Source organism: Niallia yueguangensis (genome assembly GCF_052663115.1).
Window position 1 is genome coordinate 26,761 of the sequence record NZ_JBQTCX010000028.1, and the last position, 17,281, is coordinate 44,041.

Sequence of the window (17,281 nt, forward strand, 5' to 3'; positions counted from 1 at the left end):
AATCGAGCGTTTGTCGACAGCCTGAGACACTCCCCTTATTTGGAAAGTGCCTAACCTAAGCTTTATTACGATCATTTCCAATCATCAAATGACCTTTCTCCTTTTTTTCTACATAAGGGATCCCCTGCTCTTCAAGCAATAATATAATTTTTTCAAGATGAATACGGTCTTCAACGACGATCATATTTGATGGAGAAAACTTCTTTTTCACATTAATAGTCAATTTATAGGCATTATTCAAGCGAGAATGTAAACCATAAAGCTCATGCCATCTGATAATTTGTTCTGTTTCGTACGACTTTATTTCATTTGTCAAATAGTACTTTCCATTTATTATTAGTCCATCTTTTAAAATGAATAGATTTCCACGATGCCTAATCGAGATTATAATGTAAAACCACCAGTAGGCAGCACTTAAATACATTGACTCTAACCAGTCTGTTGCAAGTAAAATGATTAATATGCCGGATAAAAATACTAGTGCTGCAACAGTCCCCCATTTAACAAACTGGTAGGATCTCGTACTTTTTGAGAGGCATTCCATCTCTTTCCATTCATTTGGGATTAGAATACTGCAAAATTCGTCTTCTTGTTGAGGATAAATAGCATCTGTTGAAATTTCCACTGCTTTTTTTATATTTAATCGATACTTAAGTAGATAATAGACGCTGCTAATGAAAATCAGAATAAAAAAGATATTTAGCATTTTCCAACCCCTTCCTTTTCCCCTGCCATTCTAATAGGGAAATAGGCAGCTATGATTCGTTAAGTTAAATGAATATACGATCATACGATGGAAAAAGTTTCATTATTGCTAAATAACTAATTTATTTTTTTTACAGATTTTCGTACTACTAATCGGTAAGGTATAATTTCAGATGGAATTTCTTTCTTACTTTGAATTGCTTCTATCACTATTTTACATCCTTCATTCCCCATCTCCCAAAAGGGCTGCCCAATAGAAGTTAATGGTGGAATAGACATTTCTGCAACTCTCGTATTATCATAGCCAATAATAGATAAATCATCAGGAACCTTTATACCATAATCATATGCTACAGAAATAATTCCTAATGCCACATCATCACTAACACAAAAAACGGCAGATAAATCTGCTTTTTCTTGCAGATAAGATTCCATTGCTTCTTTGCCTGAGTAGAAACTAAAATCTCCATGTTTTACTAATTTTGCATCAAAAGATAAACTATTGTCTTCTAATGCTTTTTTATAACCTTCTATCCTAGGTATCCCGGCTACCCTGTCCTTAGGGTTTACACCCGCTAACCCGATTATTTCATGTCCATTTTCAATTAGGTATTGAGTTGCAGAATACGCTGCGTCAAAGTCATTCACTTTAATATAAGGAACATCTTTATCTGGTGTATCAGTAGATAATAATATAAGGGGAATATTCAGTGATTTCACCAACTTTATTTGGTCCTTGCTTAACTCGACTGTAACAATCACTAATCCATCAACTTTTCTTTCTGCCATTAATTTGACACACTCTACTAACCTATCTCCATTAACACCAGAATGCGAAATGATCACACTATAACCGTTCTTATAGGCAACACTCTCTATTCCACTTACAATATCTCCATAGAAAATCGTTGCAACATTCGGCATAATAACCCCAATGATATTGCTGGAGTTTTTAACAAGACTCCGTGCATTTTCATTTCTTCTATACCCTAGTTCGTTTGCTACGTTCATTATTTTTTTTTTCGTTTCTTCGTTGTAGCCCCCAACCCCATTAAGAACTCTTGAAACTGTTGCTGTCGATACTTTCGCTATACGTGCAATATCCTTTATCGTTACATTCATGTTCTCAGCCCTTTTACGTAAACGTTTAATAAATATATATATCACCTTACTTTTTTAAAGTCAATGAGAAGCTAGCCTGCGTATTGACGCACCCCGATATGGATTACTGATTTGCATAAAGTTTATAATCTGATTTCTTGTTTTTTTATTTCAAGACCCATACTCTTTTGATAAAAATAAGTCACAATTAGTACTGACAATCCTGGTAAAATAAAGATTAATAATGGCGGTAATACCACCCACAAAATGTAAGCTGCAACCAGGACATTCAAAATCATGAGAATAGTATTCAAAGGATGCATAAGCAATAGAAATATCGTATTGTACAGGTACGCCTTCAATGGCAGCTCCTGATCTACTAGAAAACTGTAAACGTACAAAAAGAAAAATGGTGTCAAGATGACCAACACGTAAAAGACGATTGCCAATGGTGAAGACAGCGCGGCATAATACCTTAGTGCCAGGTAAAAGACAATCAAAACTATGGCATTTAGACAGCCTAAGACCATACTTTTTACATACTCTCTTTTATAATAATTCCAGAATGCTTTAAAAAATGGAAACGAATCATCACCCTTTACATATCTTCTTGCAATTGCCAAGGCAGCTACCGTCGCTGGTATTGCCACAAACGGCAATAAGACAATACCGATGATGACTATCGTGTGTACGCTTGCTACATCTGGAGCAGCCAAAAGATTTACTCCTAAAAATACATACGGTGCATTAAATAGCCACCAAATACCCGTCAGTTTTAGAATTATATAGAGCCTCTTGATCATATTATTACTGAGATGGGACCTGTTCATTTTGCACCTCCCTATAAAACAAATAAACTTGTGTTATTCTTTGACAGACCCAATGACTAACCCGCTTACAAAATATTTTTGCAGCAGCGGATAAATTAACAGCACCGGAATAATAGAGACCACAATCTTAGCCGCATTCAGAGTTTTGTTTGAAACCGATGCTAAAGCCTTTAATTGTGACGGATCCGTAACTTTAGTAACGTCAACGGTTAATTGTTGAATATAAGTTTGCAGTGGATAGTTAGCAGAACTGTTCATATAAAGCAAACCACTGAAGTAATCATTCCAATGCCCCACCATGGAAAAAAGTCCAATCGTTGCTAATGCAGGCAGTGAAATTGGCAAGTAGATCTTGAACAAAATTTTTAATTTTGACGCACCGTCCATAATGGCAGCTTCTTCCAACGTATTTGGAATACTCTTGAAAAAGTTCATTAACAAGATAACGTTAAAGATCGGCACCGCTCCTGGTAAAATAAGCGACCAAATGGTATCAATCAAACCTAAGCTCTTAACAACGATGAAAATTGGAATCATCCCACCTGAGAAAAGCATCGCAAAAATCATAAGATTCATATAAATATTGCGTGCACCAAATTCCCTTTTACTTTTCGACAGTGGATAGGCCATCAGAACCGATAACAGCAAATTCAACGCGGTCCCTAACACAACTCTTTCCACAGAAATCATAAATGAACGCCAAAACTGTGTATCTTCTAGCAACAGCTGATACGCACTAAAATTAAAATGAACTGGCAATAAACCAACAAGATTCGCTTGAGCCGCAGATTTGTCGCTAAATGAGATAGACACCATATTAAGCAGCGGTAAAAAACACAGCGCCGTCAACAGCAATAACACAGCCCAAATACATATATCTGCTGATCGACTTCCAAACGTTTTTGATCTCATCCACTTTCACTCCCCTTTTAAAAGATCCGCATGTTTACTAGTTTCATAGATAATCTGTTAGCTGCTATAAGCAGCGTAAAGGATACTACAGATTTCAATAGGCCAATTGCTGTCGCAAAACTATATTGTTGTCCCAACAGACCGACGCGGTACACATAAGTATCAATAACATCCCCAGTTTCATACACAATCGGGTTATATAAGGCAAAGATTTGGTCAAAACCAGCATTCAGAATGTTCCCTAGATTAAGTGCTGAAATCAGCATAATGGTCGGCAAAATTCCAGGTATGGTAATATGCAGCAATTGTTTAAAGCGATTAGCCCCGTCAATCGAAGATGCCTCATAAAGACCAGGGTCAATCCCTGTCAATGCGGCCAAATACACGATTGCACCATATCCAAAACCTTTCCAAACGTCTGATACAACCATAATTTCTCTAAACCAATCATTGCTCGCTAAGAACAAAACTGGTTTAAATCCTAGTGCTTGTAAGAAATCATTCACTGGTCCATGATAGTCAAATACGTTAATTACTACCGCTGCCACGACTGCCCAAGATAAGAAGTTTGGCAAATAGACAATGGTTTGAATGGATTTTTTAGCCCATTTCAATCTAATTTCGTTTAACAATAATGCAAAGATAATAGGTACTAAAGTTCCGAGAATAATTTTACCAACTGCAATAATCACTGTATTCCTTAGAATCTTCATGCTATCCGGAATTTGCAGCATGTATTTAAAGTTGTCCAAACCAACCCAGTTAGACCCTAAAATACCTTTAGCAGGTACATAGTCTTGGAATGCCATGATAATCCCAAACATCGGCACAAAACTGAAAATAATCAAAAAAATCATGCCCGGTGCCATCATTAAATGATACTCCAGCTGACCTTTACGTTTTTTCTTTTTTTTCCTTCCCGGTGTCATCTTTAGAGGATATTGCAACTGGTCTACATGTTTATTTTTTATTTCCATTTCCCACGGTACCCTCTTTCAACAAAATATTTTATAGAAAGGCTCTTTTCGTATAGACTGTTGTTATTTAACCCGCGGACGAGTGCCGAGCCTCCTCGTCGCTTTTGCTGAGGCCACTGAAAAAGTGAATGCTTTAAAATATAGGTAGTGACAATCCAAGCAACGAAGAAGTTTCGTTCGGTTTTCCGAGGCTTACCACACGCTTTCCGCGGGGCGAGCGCCGAGCCGCTTCGTCGCTACGCTCCTGCAGGGTCTCGCCTGTCTCGCTAATCCCGCAGGAGTCGTGCGGGCGCCTCTCCTAACCAACATGATGGTCGTTTTCAAACTCTCTATACCATTTTTATCCTAATAAATTAAGTGTTTCACCTATAATTTATCTAATTAAACACTTTTTCAGTGCCGTCGCTTTTGCTCCTGCTCAAGTCTCGTCTTTCTCGCTTTTCCCGCAGGAGTCTACGTGTATTCAGGCTGCTCAGTGCTTTAGCTATGTTTATTATTTTAATCAAAAACAACAAACTTTTAGAAAAAATGCCTATATACAATTATTAACTTGTACCCACCTCTTATTATTTTTCTTTAATAGCTTCAGATACTTCTTTGGTAATATCGCTGCCGCCTGTTTTCTTCCATGTATTAACAAACTTATCGAAGTAATCTAAATCTTCTTCACCAGTTACAATCTTCAAGAACGCCTCATCTTCTAATTTAACTAAGTTAGCCCATTTTAGTTTCATACTTTGTGTTTGGCCAAAGAAAACAGGGTTTATTTCGTTAACCTTTGTATCAGCCATTAACTTGCCAGCTACCATTCTAGACATATAGCCGCTCCATTGGTTAGCATCTGCTTTTGCTGGATCTTTTAAATAACCTTCAATCTTTTGATAGGACGTGCGATCATCAAGCGTTAATGTCTCAAAATCTTTTTCACCATCAACAACTGCTTTAAGATCCTTATACATCTGTGCCGTTGCATCATTAAAGTTAACAGCAATATTTAATGGCTTCCCACCATCAAAACCTCCTTTGTTAAAATCAATAACTGGCTGGTAGTTAAGATCTTCCCGAACTAACTTATCGTTTAACGCGCTTGCTATTTTAGGCAGTAATTCTGGATGTTCAAAGCCTTTTCTTACCACATAAAATTCACTGGCTGGGTTCTGTGTGTAGGCTGTGATTTCACCACTGCCATCTTGAGAAATGATGTATGGCTGCCAATCGGCATCTTCATTATTCTTTCTTGCATCGTTCAACGGATAGTCAGGTGAGAACCAAGGGCCAAAGAACGCACCAGCTTCACCACTTGCAATCAATGATTCAATGCTATCACGTACAGCAAGCTGTGGATCAATCAAACCTTTTTTGTACCAATCTGCTAATATGCCTAATCCTTGTTTCGTTTCATCCGTAATAGACCCATAAACTACTTTCCCATCTTGTTCAATCCATTGACGTGGGAAAGAATGATGAATTGCAAAGATATTATCAGCTTGGAACAATGATCCGTATAACCCACCAACTGATTTAGAAAGGGCTAAACCGACCGTTTTTCCTTTACCGTTGCCGCCTGGATCTTTTTGGACAAATTGTGTTAAAATTTTCTCCATATCATCAATGGTCTTCGGTTCATCTAATCTAAGCTTATCTAACCAATCTTTACGCAGCCATAGCATTGTTGGGATGTTTGCATTTTGTGTTGATGGCAAGGCCATTAGTTTACCATCAAATGTCGCTGCCTCTAATGCTCGCCCTTCGTAAGAATTATATTTATCTTTCACATAATCAGAAGCACTCGTTTCATAAACATCTGTCAAATCAGCAATCATGTCATTTTCGACCAATTCCCGTAATGTATCTGCATTAACTGACATAATATCAGGTAAATCACCTGATACTACTGCCATAGAAACTTTCTGATCGTAGTTCTCCCCATTTTGCGCTTCAAACATATTTTTATTTTGAATATTCAGCTTTTCTTTTAAGTAACGTGTGTAAGCATTGTCTTCGTATGTTTGCCCATTAGGTAGTTTAGGAATACCTGGTGTTGCCTTCCCAACAGTATAAGTAACGGTTTTTTCATATTTCCCGAAAGGTTTTAATTCTTCTGTCGATGCAACCGTTTTTGTTTCCGCATCTTCAGAGCTGGAGCCCATTTTAACACATCCTGCCAAAACACCAAGTAACAGCAGCAATACAGCACTTAATGAGAAAAATTTCTTCATGAATGTTTCCTCCTGATTATTAGGTTTTCATACGATTTAAATCATTGGCTGTTTTCATATAGATTGTTGCTTTTAAACTCGCAGCCTGAATACACTTCGCTTTCCGGTGGGCGAGCGTCGAGCCTCCTCGTCGCATACGCTCCTGCGGGGTCTCGTCTTTCTCGCATTCCCACAGGAGTCTACGTGTATTCAGGCTGCTGAGTACTTCTTCTTCCATTTTTTACGTAAAAAACAACAAACTTTGAGAAATCAGCCAAATCATTTAACCAACGTCATAGTTTTACTGCGAATGCTTCATATGGTCTTAAATCCAAGTGATTAAAGTCAGCCGATAATTTTTCATAATTGCTGATAATTACCTCATCACTTTGTCCCAAATCTGGTAGTTGAAGAGTTGTATTTTCTTCCCCAAAATTGGCAATTACAGCCCAAGTTTGGCCTTCATAACGACGCAGATACATAAAGACTTGCTCAGGTACATCCGTCACTAATTCAAACTCTCCCCAAACAACAATTGGATTCTTGCTTCTTAATTGAATTAATTTTTGATAGCAGTAAAAAATAGAATTCGAATCTGCTAGATTTGCAGCTACATTTATCTCATGATAATTTGGATTGATATGCAGCCAAGGTGTTCTAGTTGTAAAGCCTGCATTTTCTGTATCGTCCCATTGCATCGGTGTCCGAGCGTTATCTCGCCCTTTAGAATTAATAGAAGCAATAATTTCTTCTTTTTTATAGCCATTCGCTAAACGTTCATGGTACATGTTTATGCTTTCAATGTCCTCAACTTCACTTATATCATTGACAGGGTAATTGGTCATGCCAATTTCTTCCCCTTGATAAATGTAAGGTGTTCCTTTCATCAGATGCAGTAAAATCGCAAACATTTTTGCACTTTCCACACGATAGGCTGTATCATTTCCCCAACGAGATACAATCCTTGGCAGATCATGGTTATTCCAAAACAAACTGTTCCAACCCTCATTGCCTAATGCTGTTTGCCACTTGCTAAGGACCTGCTTTAACTCATTCACCTCAAGCGGTTTATGGTCCCATTTTTCTTTGCCAGGCTGTTGGTCTAAACCAATATGCTCAAACTGGAAGACCATGGATAACTCATTGCGTTTTGGATTAGAATAAAGCTTAGCAATTTCTGGTGTAGCTCCCCATGTTTCTCCTACTGTCAACACATCGTATTTGCCAAAGGTTTCCCTATTCATCTCTTGTAAATAATCATGCAATTTGGGGCCATTTCCTGTTATTTCTTTGTCTGGAATTTTTCCAACTAAATCAATTACGTCCATTCGAAATCCGCCAACACCTTTTTCGAGCCAAAAATTCATCATATCCCAGACTTCTTGTCTAACTTTCTCATTTTCCCAGTTTAAATCTGGTTGTTTTTTGCTGAATAGATGTAAGTAATATTGACCACTTTCTTCATCATATTCCCATGCTGAACCACTAAAAGTTGATTTCAGTGAATTAGGTGCCTCGCCGTTTACAGGATCTCGCCAGACGTAGTAGTCACGATATGGATTGTCTTTGCTTTTACGAGATTCTATAAACCACTTATGCTCATCTGATGTATGATTAACAACCAAATCCATAATGATTTTGATGTTTCGCTGGTCAGCCTGTTTAATCAACTCATCCATATCATCCATCGTGCCAAATTCCGTCATAATAGCTTCATAATCACTAATATCGTAGCCATTATCATCATTCGGTGATTGGTATACTGGACTTAGCCAAATAGCGGTAATCCCCAATTTTTCTAAATACTCTAATCGACGGATAATACCCTTTAAATCACCAATTCCATCACCGTCGCTGTCTTGAAAACTTCGCGGGTAAATCTGATAAACCACTGCAGTCTGCCACCATTTCATTTTCATTGAACACACTCCTCATGCTTACTTAATTAGCAACCCTTTACCTAAGTAAACGTTTACGTCATTAGCAAATTCGAACTTGCGTAAACGTTTACGTTTACGGTAAACCTAAACCATTTTAATACAATTAAACAAAACTCAACGAAAGTAGCGTTTACCTTTAAGCAAACTCCACATTAATGTAAACGTTTACTTTTCTTAAATTTACCATGTCACTTCATAACAGTCAACAATTTAATAGTAAACGTTTACGTTTTTTATTTAATCCACTATATTTATCAGTGAATGAAGCAAATTAAAAATTGGGTTTATCATAACGAATAAAATCTATCCTATTCATTTGCCTAACTAAAGAAATCGTTTCTTTTCTACATTTTTAAAGATATGCATCGACAACATGATTCATACATCAAGATTAAACGCAAAGAATAATAGCTTCTTTGCGTTTAGATATACCTATTTAATTGGCTGTTTTCGTATAGAATTTTATAGGGTTAATACTTGTTTCTGAACTTTTTAAAAAACCTATTCTAGAGTACTTTGCTCAAAAAAGATTTTGTCCTGCTCTCACGGGGATTGGCAAATAATTCACTTGGAATATTTTCCTCCACCACATATCCACCGTCCATAAATATGACGCGATCGCCTACTTCTTTTGCAAAACCCATTTCATGAGTCACGACTACCATCGTCATTCCTTCTTTTGCTAACTGCTTCATCACCTCTAGCACATCACCAACCATTTCTGGATCTAATGCTGAAGTTGGTTCGTCAAACAGCATGATTTTCGGTTCCATTGCAAGTGCTCTTGCGATAGCAACACGCTGTTTTTGTCCACCAGATAATGAATCTGGATATACATTGGCTTTCACTTCCAGCCCAACTTTTTTCAGCAGCTCCAACCCTCTTTGCCGAGCACTTTCTTTTTCCATTTTTCTTACCTTTATAGGAGAAAGCATAATATTTTCAAGTACCGTCATATGAGGGAATAAATTAAATTGCTGAAATACCATTCCTACTTCTGTTCGAATATTATTTATATCTGTTTTTTTATCTGAAATATCAATACCTTCTATGTATATATGTCCCTCTGTAATGCTTTCTAACAGATTGATACATCTTAAAAATGTTGATTTTCCAGATCCTGAAGGTCCTATAACAACGACAACCTCTTGTGGTTTTATTTCTATGTTAATATTCTTTAAAACCTCATGTTCACCATATGACTTTTTTAATTTTTCCACTTTAATCATTTCACTGCCAACCTTCTTTCAAGTCGATTTAACAAGAAGCTTAATATCAACGTTAATAATAAATAGATAAATGCAGCAGAAAGGTATGGCTCCCATACGCGGAAATATTCGGCACCCATCGCTCTTCCCCAGTACATAAGCTCTGGTGCTGCAATCACTGAAACTAAGGAAGAATCTTTTATTAATACAATAAATTCATTTCCAAGGGGTGGAATCATTCTTTTAAATGCTTGAGGCAAAATAATATATCTCATGGCTTGAACATGATTCATCCCAAGTGAACGAGCTGCTTCCATTTGTCCTTTATCGATGGATTGAATTCCAGCTCGAAATATTTCAGCAATATAGGCTGAGGCATTTAATGAAAGCGCGATAACCCCTGCAGCAATCGCATTCGTCTCCCCTATAAACAATGGAACTACACCAAAATGAACAATTAAAATCTGTACTAGTAATGGGGTGCCTCGAAAAAATGTAATAAAACAGACAAAAGGAAAAGCAATTATTTTATTTCTGCTTATTTTTCCTAAGCCAACTATTAATCCTAAAGCTGTTCCAATTAAAATTCCTGCAATGGTTAAAGCAACCGTAAGCAATGTTCCTCGCAATAAAAGTGGAGCATATTCTATAATAATATCCGTTCGAAAGTCCATATTTTTCCCCCTATAAATTCCTCTCTAAACCGAAAAGTTGCGTAACACTTTTGCATTAGAGCTACGCAACTTTGTTTATATCCTTTTCATTTCATTGTAAAAGACTATTTTTTCTGCTGTGTTTTTAAATCCTCCGTATCTGGTTCTGATTTAAACCATTCTTGATAAATTTTTGCATAAGTTCCATTATCGTATAATGTATTAATCGCTTTATCAAAGTCTGCCTTTAATTTGCTGTCTTTTGGAAAAGCCAGCCCATAATATTCAGGTTCAAAGCTGCCTTTATCTTCAATAACGATTAATTTTTTATCTGGATTATTTTTTGCATATTCTTCAACAACCGTATTATCCGCAACAACAGCATCTGCCCCGTTGCTTGTTAATTCCATAATCGCCAAGTTCGTATTTTCAAACTTTTTAATATTTTTATTGTTTTTCCCAAGAAGTTTTTCAACTGCTTCCTGTCCAGTTGTTGAACTTTGAACGGCAACAACCTTATCTTTTAGATCAGCTGCATTTTTAATGTCACTGCCTTCTGGAACTAAGATTTTGTTTGTTGATAAAAAATAAGGCACTGAAAAATCATATGTTTGTTTTCTTTCATCATTAATTGTAATAGCAGAAATCCCTATATCAGCTGTCTTATCTTTTACTTCTAATAACAGCGGTTCAAACGCAACATGAACAAGCTCATATTCGTAGCCTGCTTCTTTTGCTACAGCTTTAAGAAAATCTACATCAAAGCCAACAATTTCCCCTTTATCCATATATTCAAATGGTGCGTAGGCTGCATCGGTCACCACTCTCAACTTTTTAGATTCTGTATCACCTTCACTTTTATCTGTGCTTGTCCCACATGCAGATAGGAATAAAGCAAAACTGAGTGCTAAAATAAAAATAGAAAATTTCTTCATCTTCATTTAATACCTCCTGAATTTTAGAAAAATTATGACATTTATTAATTTAATCATGGAAATACAAATACCTCAAGTGCTTTAAATAAACAGCACAAACCTTTTTATTATACCTCCTTTTTCTAACTATTCAATATCGAAAAATGCATATTGTATATTGTATTTTTTAAAAATATAACAGTTTTTCGATATATATACAACGACATTGTTAGAAAATCTAACAATTATTTTCACTACTTGGCAATAGTGACTCCCCCAAGTGCAATAAAGTGCTGTTTCACTAGGGGCAGGTACTTAAACTTAAAGGCTGTTTTCGTATAGATTGTTGTTTTTAAACTCGCAGCCTGAATACACTTCGCTTTCCGTGGGCGAGCGTCGAGCCTCCTCGTCGCATACGCTCCTGTGGGGTCTCGTCTTTCTCGCATTCCCACAGGAGTCTACGTGTATTCAGTCTGCTGAGTACTTCTCCCATTTTTCAAAAACTTTGAGAAAACAGCCAACTTAACAATAATCTTCAAGGCACCTAGTCAATCATTTCAACAATTGGAAGCTCAATATATACGGTGGTTCCTCTGCCGACTTCACTTATCGCTTCGATATTTCCTTGATGGGCGGTGATGATTTCTTTACAAATCGCAAGACCTAATCCGTTCCCTTCCTGTTTTGATTTTCCTTTTTTAGTAAAAGACCTTACAAAAATATGCGGTAAATCGTCTTGATCAATTCCTGATCCAGTATCTGTGACAAACATGGAAACTGTTTGTTGTTCGTTATTGATTTCTAGGCGAACTTCAATGTAGCCGGATTGGATGAATTTTAATGCATTGGAAATCAAATTTGCCAAAACTTGTTCGATTCTCCCAGGGTCGACATAAACAATTGGGAAGTCCAGCTCATTTAGATTAGGCATTATCACTTTATATTCTATCCCTTCAGCCTGTACATCTAATTCAAATAAGCTTGTAATATATACAAAAAGATTGCGAATCGATACAGCTTCAAAAGAATAGGAAATACTGCCGATTTCAAGCTGGGATAAATCAAATAAATCAAGAATAAGTCGATTTAAGGATTTAATCCGAACTAGGCTTCGTTCTAAATAAAAAGTTTGCTGTCTTGGAGTATCGACAATTCCATCTAAAATGGCTTCAATATAACCTTGAATTGATGTAATCGGTGTTCTTAAATCATGTGATATATCAGAAAGAAGCTCTCTTCTTTTTTTCTTTTCTTCTTCAAGGTGTTGATTTGCTTTTTCTAATTCAACATTTGCGTTTTCTAAATCGATTGTTCTTTCTTTTACCTTCTCTTCAAGAATCGAATATATTTGTGCGTTCTGAATAGAAATCGCTGCTTGAGAAGCTAGTAAGGAGAGAATTTCAATTCTTTCTTGTGTAAAAGCATGCGTAATTAAATTGTTTTCTAAGTACAATACGCCAATTAAACGATTTTGATGCAAAATGGGAAAAGCAAGAATTGATTTAGGTTTAAAAGCTTTAATATAGCGCTCATTGGTGAACAGTCCATTATTTGCGGCATCTTCCAACACAATCGGCTCTAATGTTGTATGTACGTAATGGATTAATTCCACAGCCAATTCCTTTTTCAGCGCATCGAGTTCCATATTCCCAAGCAGATTTACGCCGTTTTGATTACTCCCTTTGATTACTTTTTGCAAATCATTTTTTTCATTTAATAATAAATACCCTTTTTCTGCCCCTGCAATCTCTATCAAGGTGTGCATCATTTTTATAACAAGCTGCTCTAGTTTAATTTCACTTGATAAAGCTTGCGAAACTTTGATAATTGCGTTTACATCCATTCCTGTTTGAAGATCCTTTTTTTTATCATCTTCAGAAAGTTCTTTTTTAATAACGGGATATGCTGCTAAAACTTTTTCAGCAATCCTTACAGCACCCCAAGTTTGAAAAAGATCATATGCATCTTTCATAAATAAGCTTCCTAATTTCAAAAGTCCTTTTTCATTATAATATTTCCCTGCACATTGACTAATAATAGCTGCATCTTGTACAAATCCATTTTCCATCGCCACTTGGATTGCGTGATCGTACATTCCTTCACTATTTTTATTAAAAAAAACAATCGAATCGATTTCCGCTTTCATCGCTGCGTATTTATGTTGATAATTTTGCGGCGAGTGTTCCGCCCATTTTTTCATTGTTTTTAAATCATGCATAAGTGCTTTTTTATATTTTCCCTGCTTTGATCTTGGAGCTTCTCGATATAAACGACATAACCACAAGGTATGATAAAAGTAGTATTCTGGAGCATTTACTAAAATGAATGTTTTATTGATCAAAGGTTCTAAATTTTCGATTATTTTGATCCCTTGATCCTTTTCATTTAGTAAATACGCCATTTGCAATCGTAATGTATAATGCATGATTTCATTTGAAGAACTGTCCTGCAAAAAAGGAATATTATAGTTAGGCTGAATATCTTTCTCCATTATAACTTGAAGCCAATGCTCCAATTCACGTAGAAAATTTATCGATAATTCATGGTTCATTTGTTTGACAAATTGAAACTGCTTATTTACTTCTTCAACTACTTTTTCAAGTGAATCTCCATTAATCAATTTGATTAATGAAATAAAGGAACTTACTGCACTAGCTAGAAACATATTACCTGACTCGATACTATATTTTTGCGAATTTTGTAAGTAGGTTATATTATGTGAGATGTGACTCTTCCATTGATTTATAAATATTCCATACACTAAATATACTTGTGCTAAAATGCTCTTTTTCCCTTCTTTTTGTGCATGTTTAATCGATAATTCTCCAAATTCATAGCTTTTATCTATGTTTCCAAAAGCAGCACTTTGAATTAAAGCATAGTTATTATATACAATCGCTGAAATATCTGTATCTCCGTATTTTAATGTGTACGATAACGCTTTAAGCATTAATAGAGCCGATAAATTTTGATTATCATGGTAAGCAGAACCATTCACATTATTAATGACTTGTACTATTAACCTTTTCTGCTTTTCCTTCATTTTTGGCAATTCTAAGAGGTTGTTAAGTTTCTTTTTCGTTAATCTGCTTTTTACTATTAAAAGCTCTTGTAAAATGGCAAGCTTATGTGGATTTTTGGATATTTTCCAACCACAAAGATTTAGTACCTCCATGCCAGTACGAACGGCATCTTCGACTCGAAACAAATAATTGTATAAAATAATTTTTAAGTTATACACTTCCAACTTTTCTTCGATTGTCTTTCCATACGTTAATAAGTCATTAAATGCCTGTTCCGATATTGCAAACTGTCTATTTAAATAAGCTGCTTCCCCATACCCTATATAAATTTGAAATGTTAATGGATAGTGATCAATCCAAGCATCTTTTGGAAGAAGCTCCTTTGCCTTTTGAAAATATTGCAACGCGGATTCAAAAGCAGATGTTAGGATTGCTTTTTCACCAGCCTCTTTATTCCATACAGCTAGTTGGAAACGGTCGTTTTCATCTAAAACTTCTTTACTCCTATTCAAATGCTCGACAGCATTGAAAAGATCCTGTTTGTCTATTTGACTCGGAAGCTTTTTAGCATAATACTGACCGATTTCTTTGTGCATTTTTACTTTTTCAGAAGTGGACAACATTTGATAAAGCGCTTGCTGGACTCTATCATGGATGAACATAAAATGTGGATTTTCTTTTTCATCATGCTCGATAATAGAGGAAAGTTTAGGAATCATAAATCCCTCTTCCACAGCTTGTAAAAGTTGTTTTCTTACATTTTCCCTCTTTTGGCCATAAAAAAGTGAAAGATCCTCTACGTTTAGTTCATTCCCAAAACAAGAGGCTGTTTTTAAAAGGGTTATTAAATCATCTGGCAGTTTATTAATAAGGAAAACTAAATAATCAATTACATTATCATGTAATTTCAGCTGAGGAGGTTCTATACTTGGCTTATTCTCCTTTTCTGTTATGTACGTTTCCATCAATTTTTGAAATTCAACAGTTTGCAATAGCTGCTGAATATAAAATGGATTCCCTAATGTAACACGATACATGTAAGAGGACAGCTCCCTCAATGAAGCTGAAGCTAATTCATAATAATCGGAAATCCATGCTTGCACCTCTTCTCTTTTTAAAAAGGTTAAAGGCATAGAAAGGTGGGATCTTCCAATTGCTTGTATCTCTGTTTGAAGCTTATCCATATACTCGCTATTTCCCATCTCTTCCTCATTTCTGAAAGCGAAAATAAACAGAATATTTTTTAGTTCAGGTGATTTGATTACATAATTAAGTATGTCAAAAGTAGCAGCATCCCCCCATTGAATATCATCAATAAATAGGACAATGGGAGCTTTGCCTGCAATGGTCTGAATAAAAGCTTGAAAAGTGAATAAAAATCTTGTGTGGCTTTCCATAGAGGATACATTTTCTGGATGTGGTTTTTCCCCCACAATCCACTCTAGTTCAGGAAGAAAGGAAGTCATAACATTCATTTGCTCCCCTAACTTGCTCATTAACAAGTCGTTCCATTCTTGAATCGTTTTTTTGCCTGAAGATACAATTTTTCTCGCAAACATTTGAAAAGCTTGTGTGATTGGAACAAATGGTTTATTGTTTGATAATTGATCAAATTTACCAGAAAGAAAAAAGCCTTCATTTTCTTCTGCTGCCGCTTTTAATTGGTTGACAAGCGTCGTTTTCCCGCTCCCAGACGGACCAGAAACAAATAACGTTTCAACCTGTCCAGCCATTACTTTCTCATATGTTTCAAGAAGGAGATGAAGCTCTTCACTACGTCCATACATGGCCTGCTCTTTTGGCTTCTTTCGATCATAGGTTCCGAGAATAAAATCTTGAATGACTCCTGTTTCTTTATATTCTATAAAGCATTTTTTCAAATCAAATAATAGACTATCAGCGGATTGGTATCTGTCTTCCGGCATTTTCGATAATAATTTTAAAATAAGTTTGGACAAACTTTCAGGGATTTGAGAGTCGATTTGTTTCGGTGATAAAGGAATCTTTGTAAAATGAGCGTAAATCAGGTCACCTAGGTCTGTATTAGCAAAAGGCAACGTTTTCGTAAGCATTTCATAAAAAATAACTCCCAGAGCATATAGATCTGTCCGATTATCAGCCTCTCGATCCATTCTTCCCGTCATTTCTGGAGCAGAATAGGCCATGTGGTTGATATCATTTATTCCTTTTACCTTTTCAAAAGGTGTCTTTCCCTTTCGATAGTTAATAGCTTCTTGCAATCCAATTAAATCAACTTGGTTATTTATTAAGTCAATGAGGATATTAGCTGGGTGTAAATTCCGAATCAAAATATTCTCTGCATGGATGCTTGCAATAATCTCTGTCAGTTCGAGAGCAATGGTGAAAAATTCCGTTAAAGATACAGATCTTAAGGATAAAAATACTTCTAAAGACTTTACACGAAAAGGTGTATAAACAAAAATTCCGCTTTCACCCTTTTTTTCGTATTTTAATAGAGATAGGTTGGGAGAAAACGGGATGCTGAAATGATATTCCTTTTGTAAATCATCTGCATCATACATATCTTGATAACGCTTATTTACCATTCTAATGATGACTTCTTTTTTATCAACCGCGGAATAAGCGGAATAATAATTCCAAAATGTATTTGACTCTAATAATTTATCGACTTTATAACCAATTAACTGCATCATTTATCATCACCCTTGCTTTAAGGTTAGTTTGACAAAAAAAGTAGATTCTCACACATGATGGCTAAATATTAATATAGAAGAAAAAAGAAACAGCAGCGTATTTCTTTCATTAGTTTTGTAAGTAAGCGCAGCGCAGCCCTTTTTC

The 17,281-nt window shown here is 35.8% G+C and carries 11 protein-coding genes; all 11 read right to left on the bottom strand.

The features are described 5' to 3' along the window. Positions 1-55 precede the first annotated feature (55 nt). A complete protein-coding gene (locus ACTYA4_RS19580; protein WP_443483220.1) occupies positions 56-706 on the bottom strand; it encodes a hypothetical protein in 651 nt (216 codons plus the stop codon). 116 nt (positions 707-822) lie between these two features. After that, positions 823-1,827: a LacI family DNA-binding transcriptional regulator gene (locus ACTYA4_RS19585; protein WP_443483221.1), complete on the bottom strand. Its 1,005-nt coding sequence runs from the start codon at positions 1,825-1,827 to the stop codon at positions 823-825. Between the two features lie 122 nt (positions 1,828-1,949). Continuing rightward, positions 1,950-2,636: a YesL family protein gene (locus ACTYA4_RS19590; RefSeq protein WP_443483222.1), complete on the bottom strand. Its 687-nt coding sequence runs from the start codon at positions 2,634-2,636 to the stop codon at positions 1,950-1,952. A gap of 33 nt (positions 2,637-2,669) precedes the next feature. Beyond that, a complete protein-coding gene (locus ACTYA4_RS19595; protein ID WP_443483223.1) occupies positions 2,670-3,548 on the bottom strand; it encodes a carbohydrate ABC transporter permease in 879 nt (292 codons plus the stop codon). A gap of 17 nt (positions 3,549-3,565) precedes the next feature. Next, the gene (locus tag ACTYA4_RS19600; RefSeq protein WP_443483244.1) at positions 3,566-4,477 is read right to left on the bottom strand and encodes an ABC transporter permease; all 912 of its coding nucleotides are present in this window, start codon (positions 4,475-4,477) and stop codon (positions 3,566-3,568) included. Between the two features lie 614 nt (positions 4,478-5,091). Further along, positions 5,092-6,744 carry an extracellular solute-binding protein gene (locus ACTYA4_RS19605; protein WP_443483224.1) on the bottom strand — a complete coding sequence of 551 codons (1,653 nt, stop codon included), beginning with the start codon at positions 6,742-6,744 and terminating at the stop codon, positions 5,092-5,094. Positions 6,745-7,016: 272 nt separating this feature from the next. Then, entirely contained in the window at positions 7,017-8,642 is a 1,626-nt protein-coding gene (locus tag ACTYA4_RS19610; RefSeq protein ID WP_443483225.1) for a glycoside hydrolase family 13 protein, read from the bottom strand. 527 nt (positions 8,643-9,169) lie between these two features. Further along, a complete protein-coding gene (locus ACTYA4_RS19615; RefSeq protein WP_443483226.1) occupies positions 9,170-9,892 on the bottom strand; it encodes an amino acid ABC transporter ATP-binding protein in 723 nt (240 codons plus the stop codon). Continuing rightward, entirely contained in the window at positions 9,889-10,545 is a 657-nt protein-coding gene (locus ACTYA4_RS19620) for an amino acid ABC transporter permease (RefSeq protein WP_443483227.1), read from the bottom strand. Before ACTYA4_RS19620 ends, ACTYA4_RS19615 begins: the two co-directional genes overlap by 4 nt. 104 nt (positions 10,546-10,649) lie before the next feature. Next, positions 10,650-11,459: a basic amino acid ABC transporter substrate-binding protein gene (locus tag ACTYA4_RS19625; protein ID WP_443483245.1), complete on the bottom strand. Its 810-nt coding sequence runs from the start codon at positions 11,457-11,459 to the stop codon at positions 10,650-10,652. A 523-nt stretch (positions 11,460-11,982) separates the two neighbouring features. Continuing rightward, a complete protein-coding gene (locus ACTYA4_RS19630; RefSeq protein WP_443483228.1) occupies positions 11,983-17,136 on the bottom strand; it encodes an AAA family ATPase in 5,154 nt (1,717 codons plus the stop codon). Between the last annotated feature and the right edge of the window lie 145 nt (positions 17,137-17,281).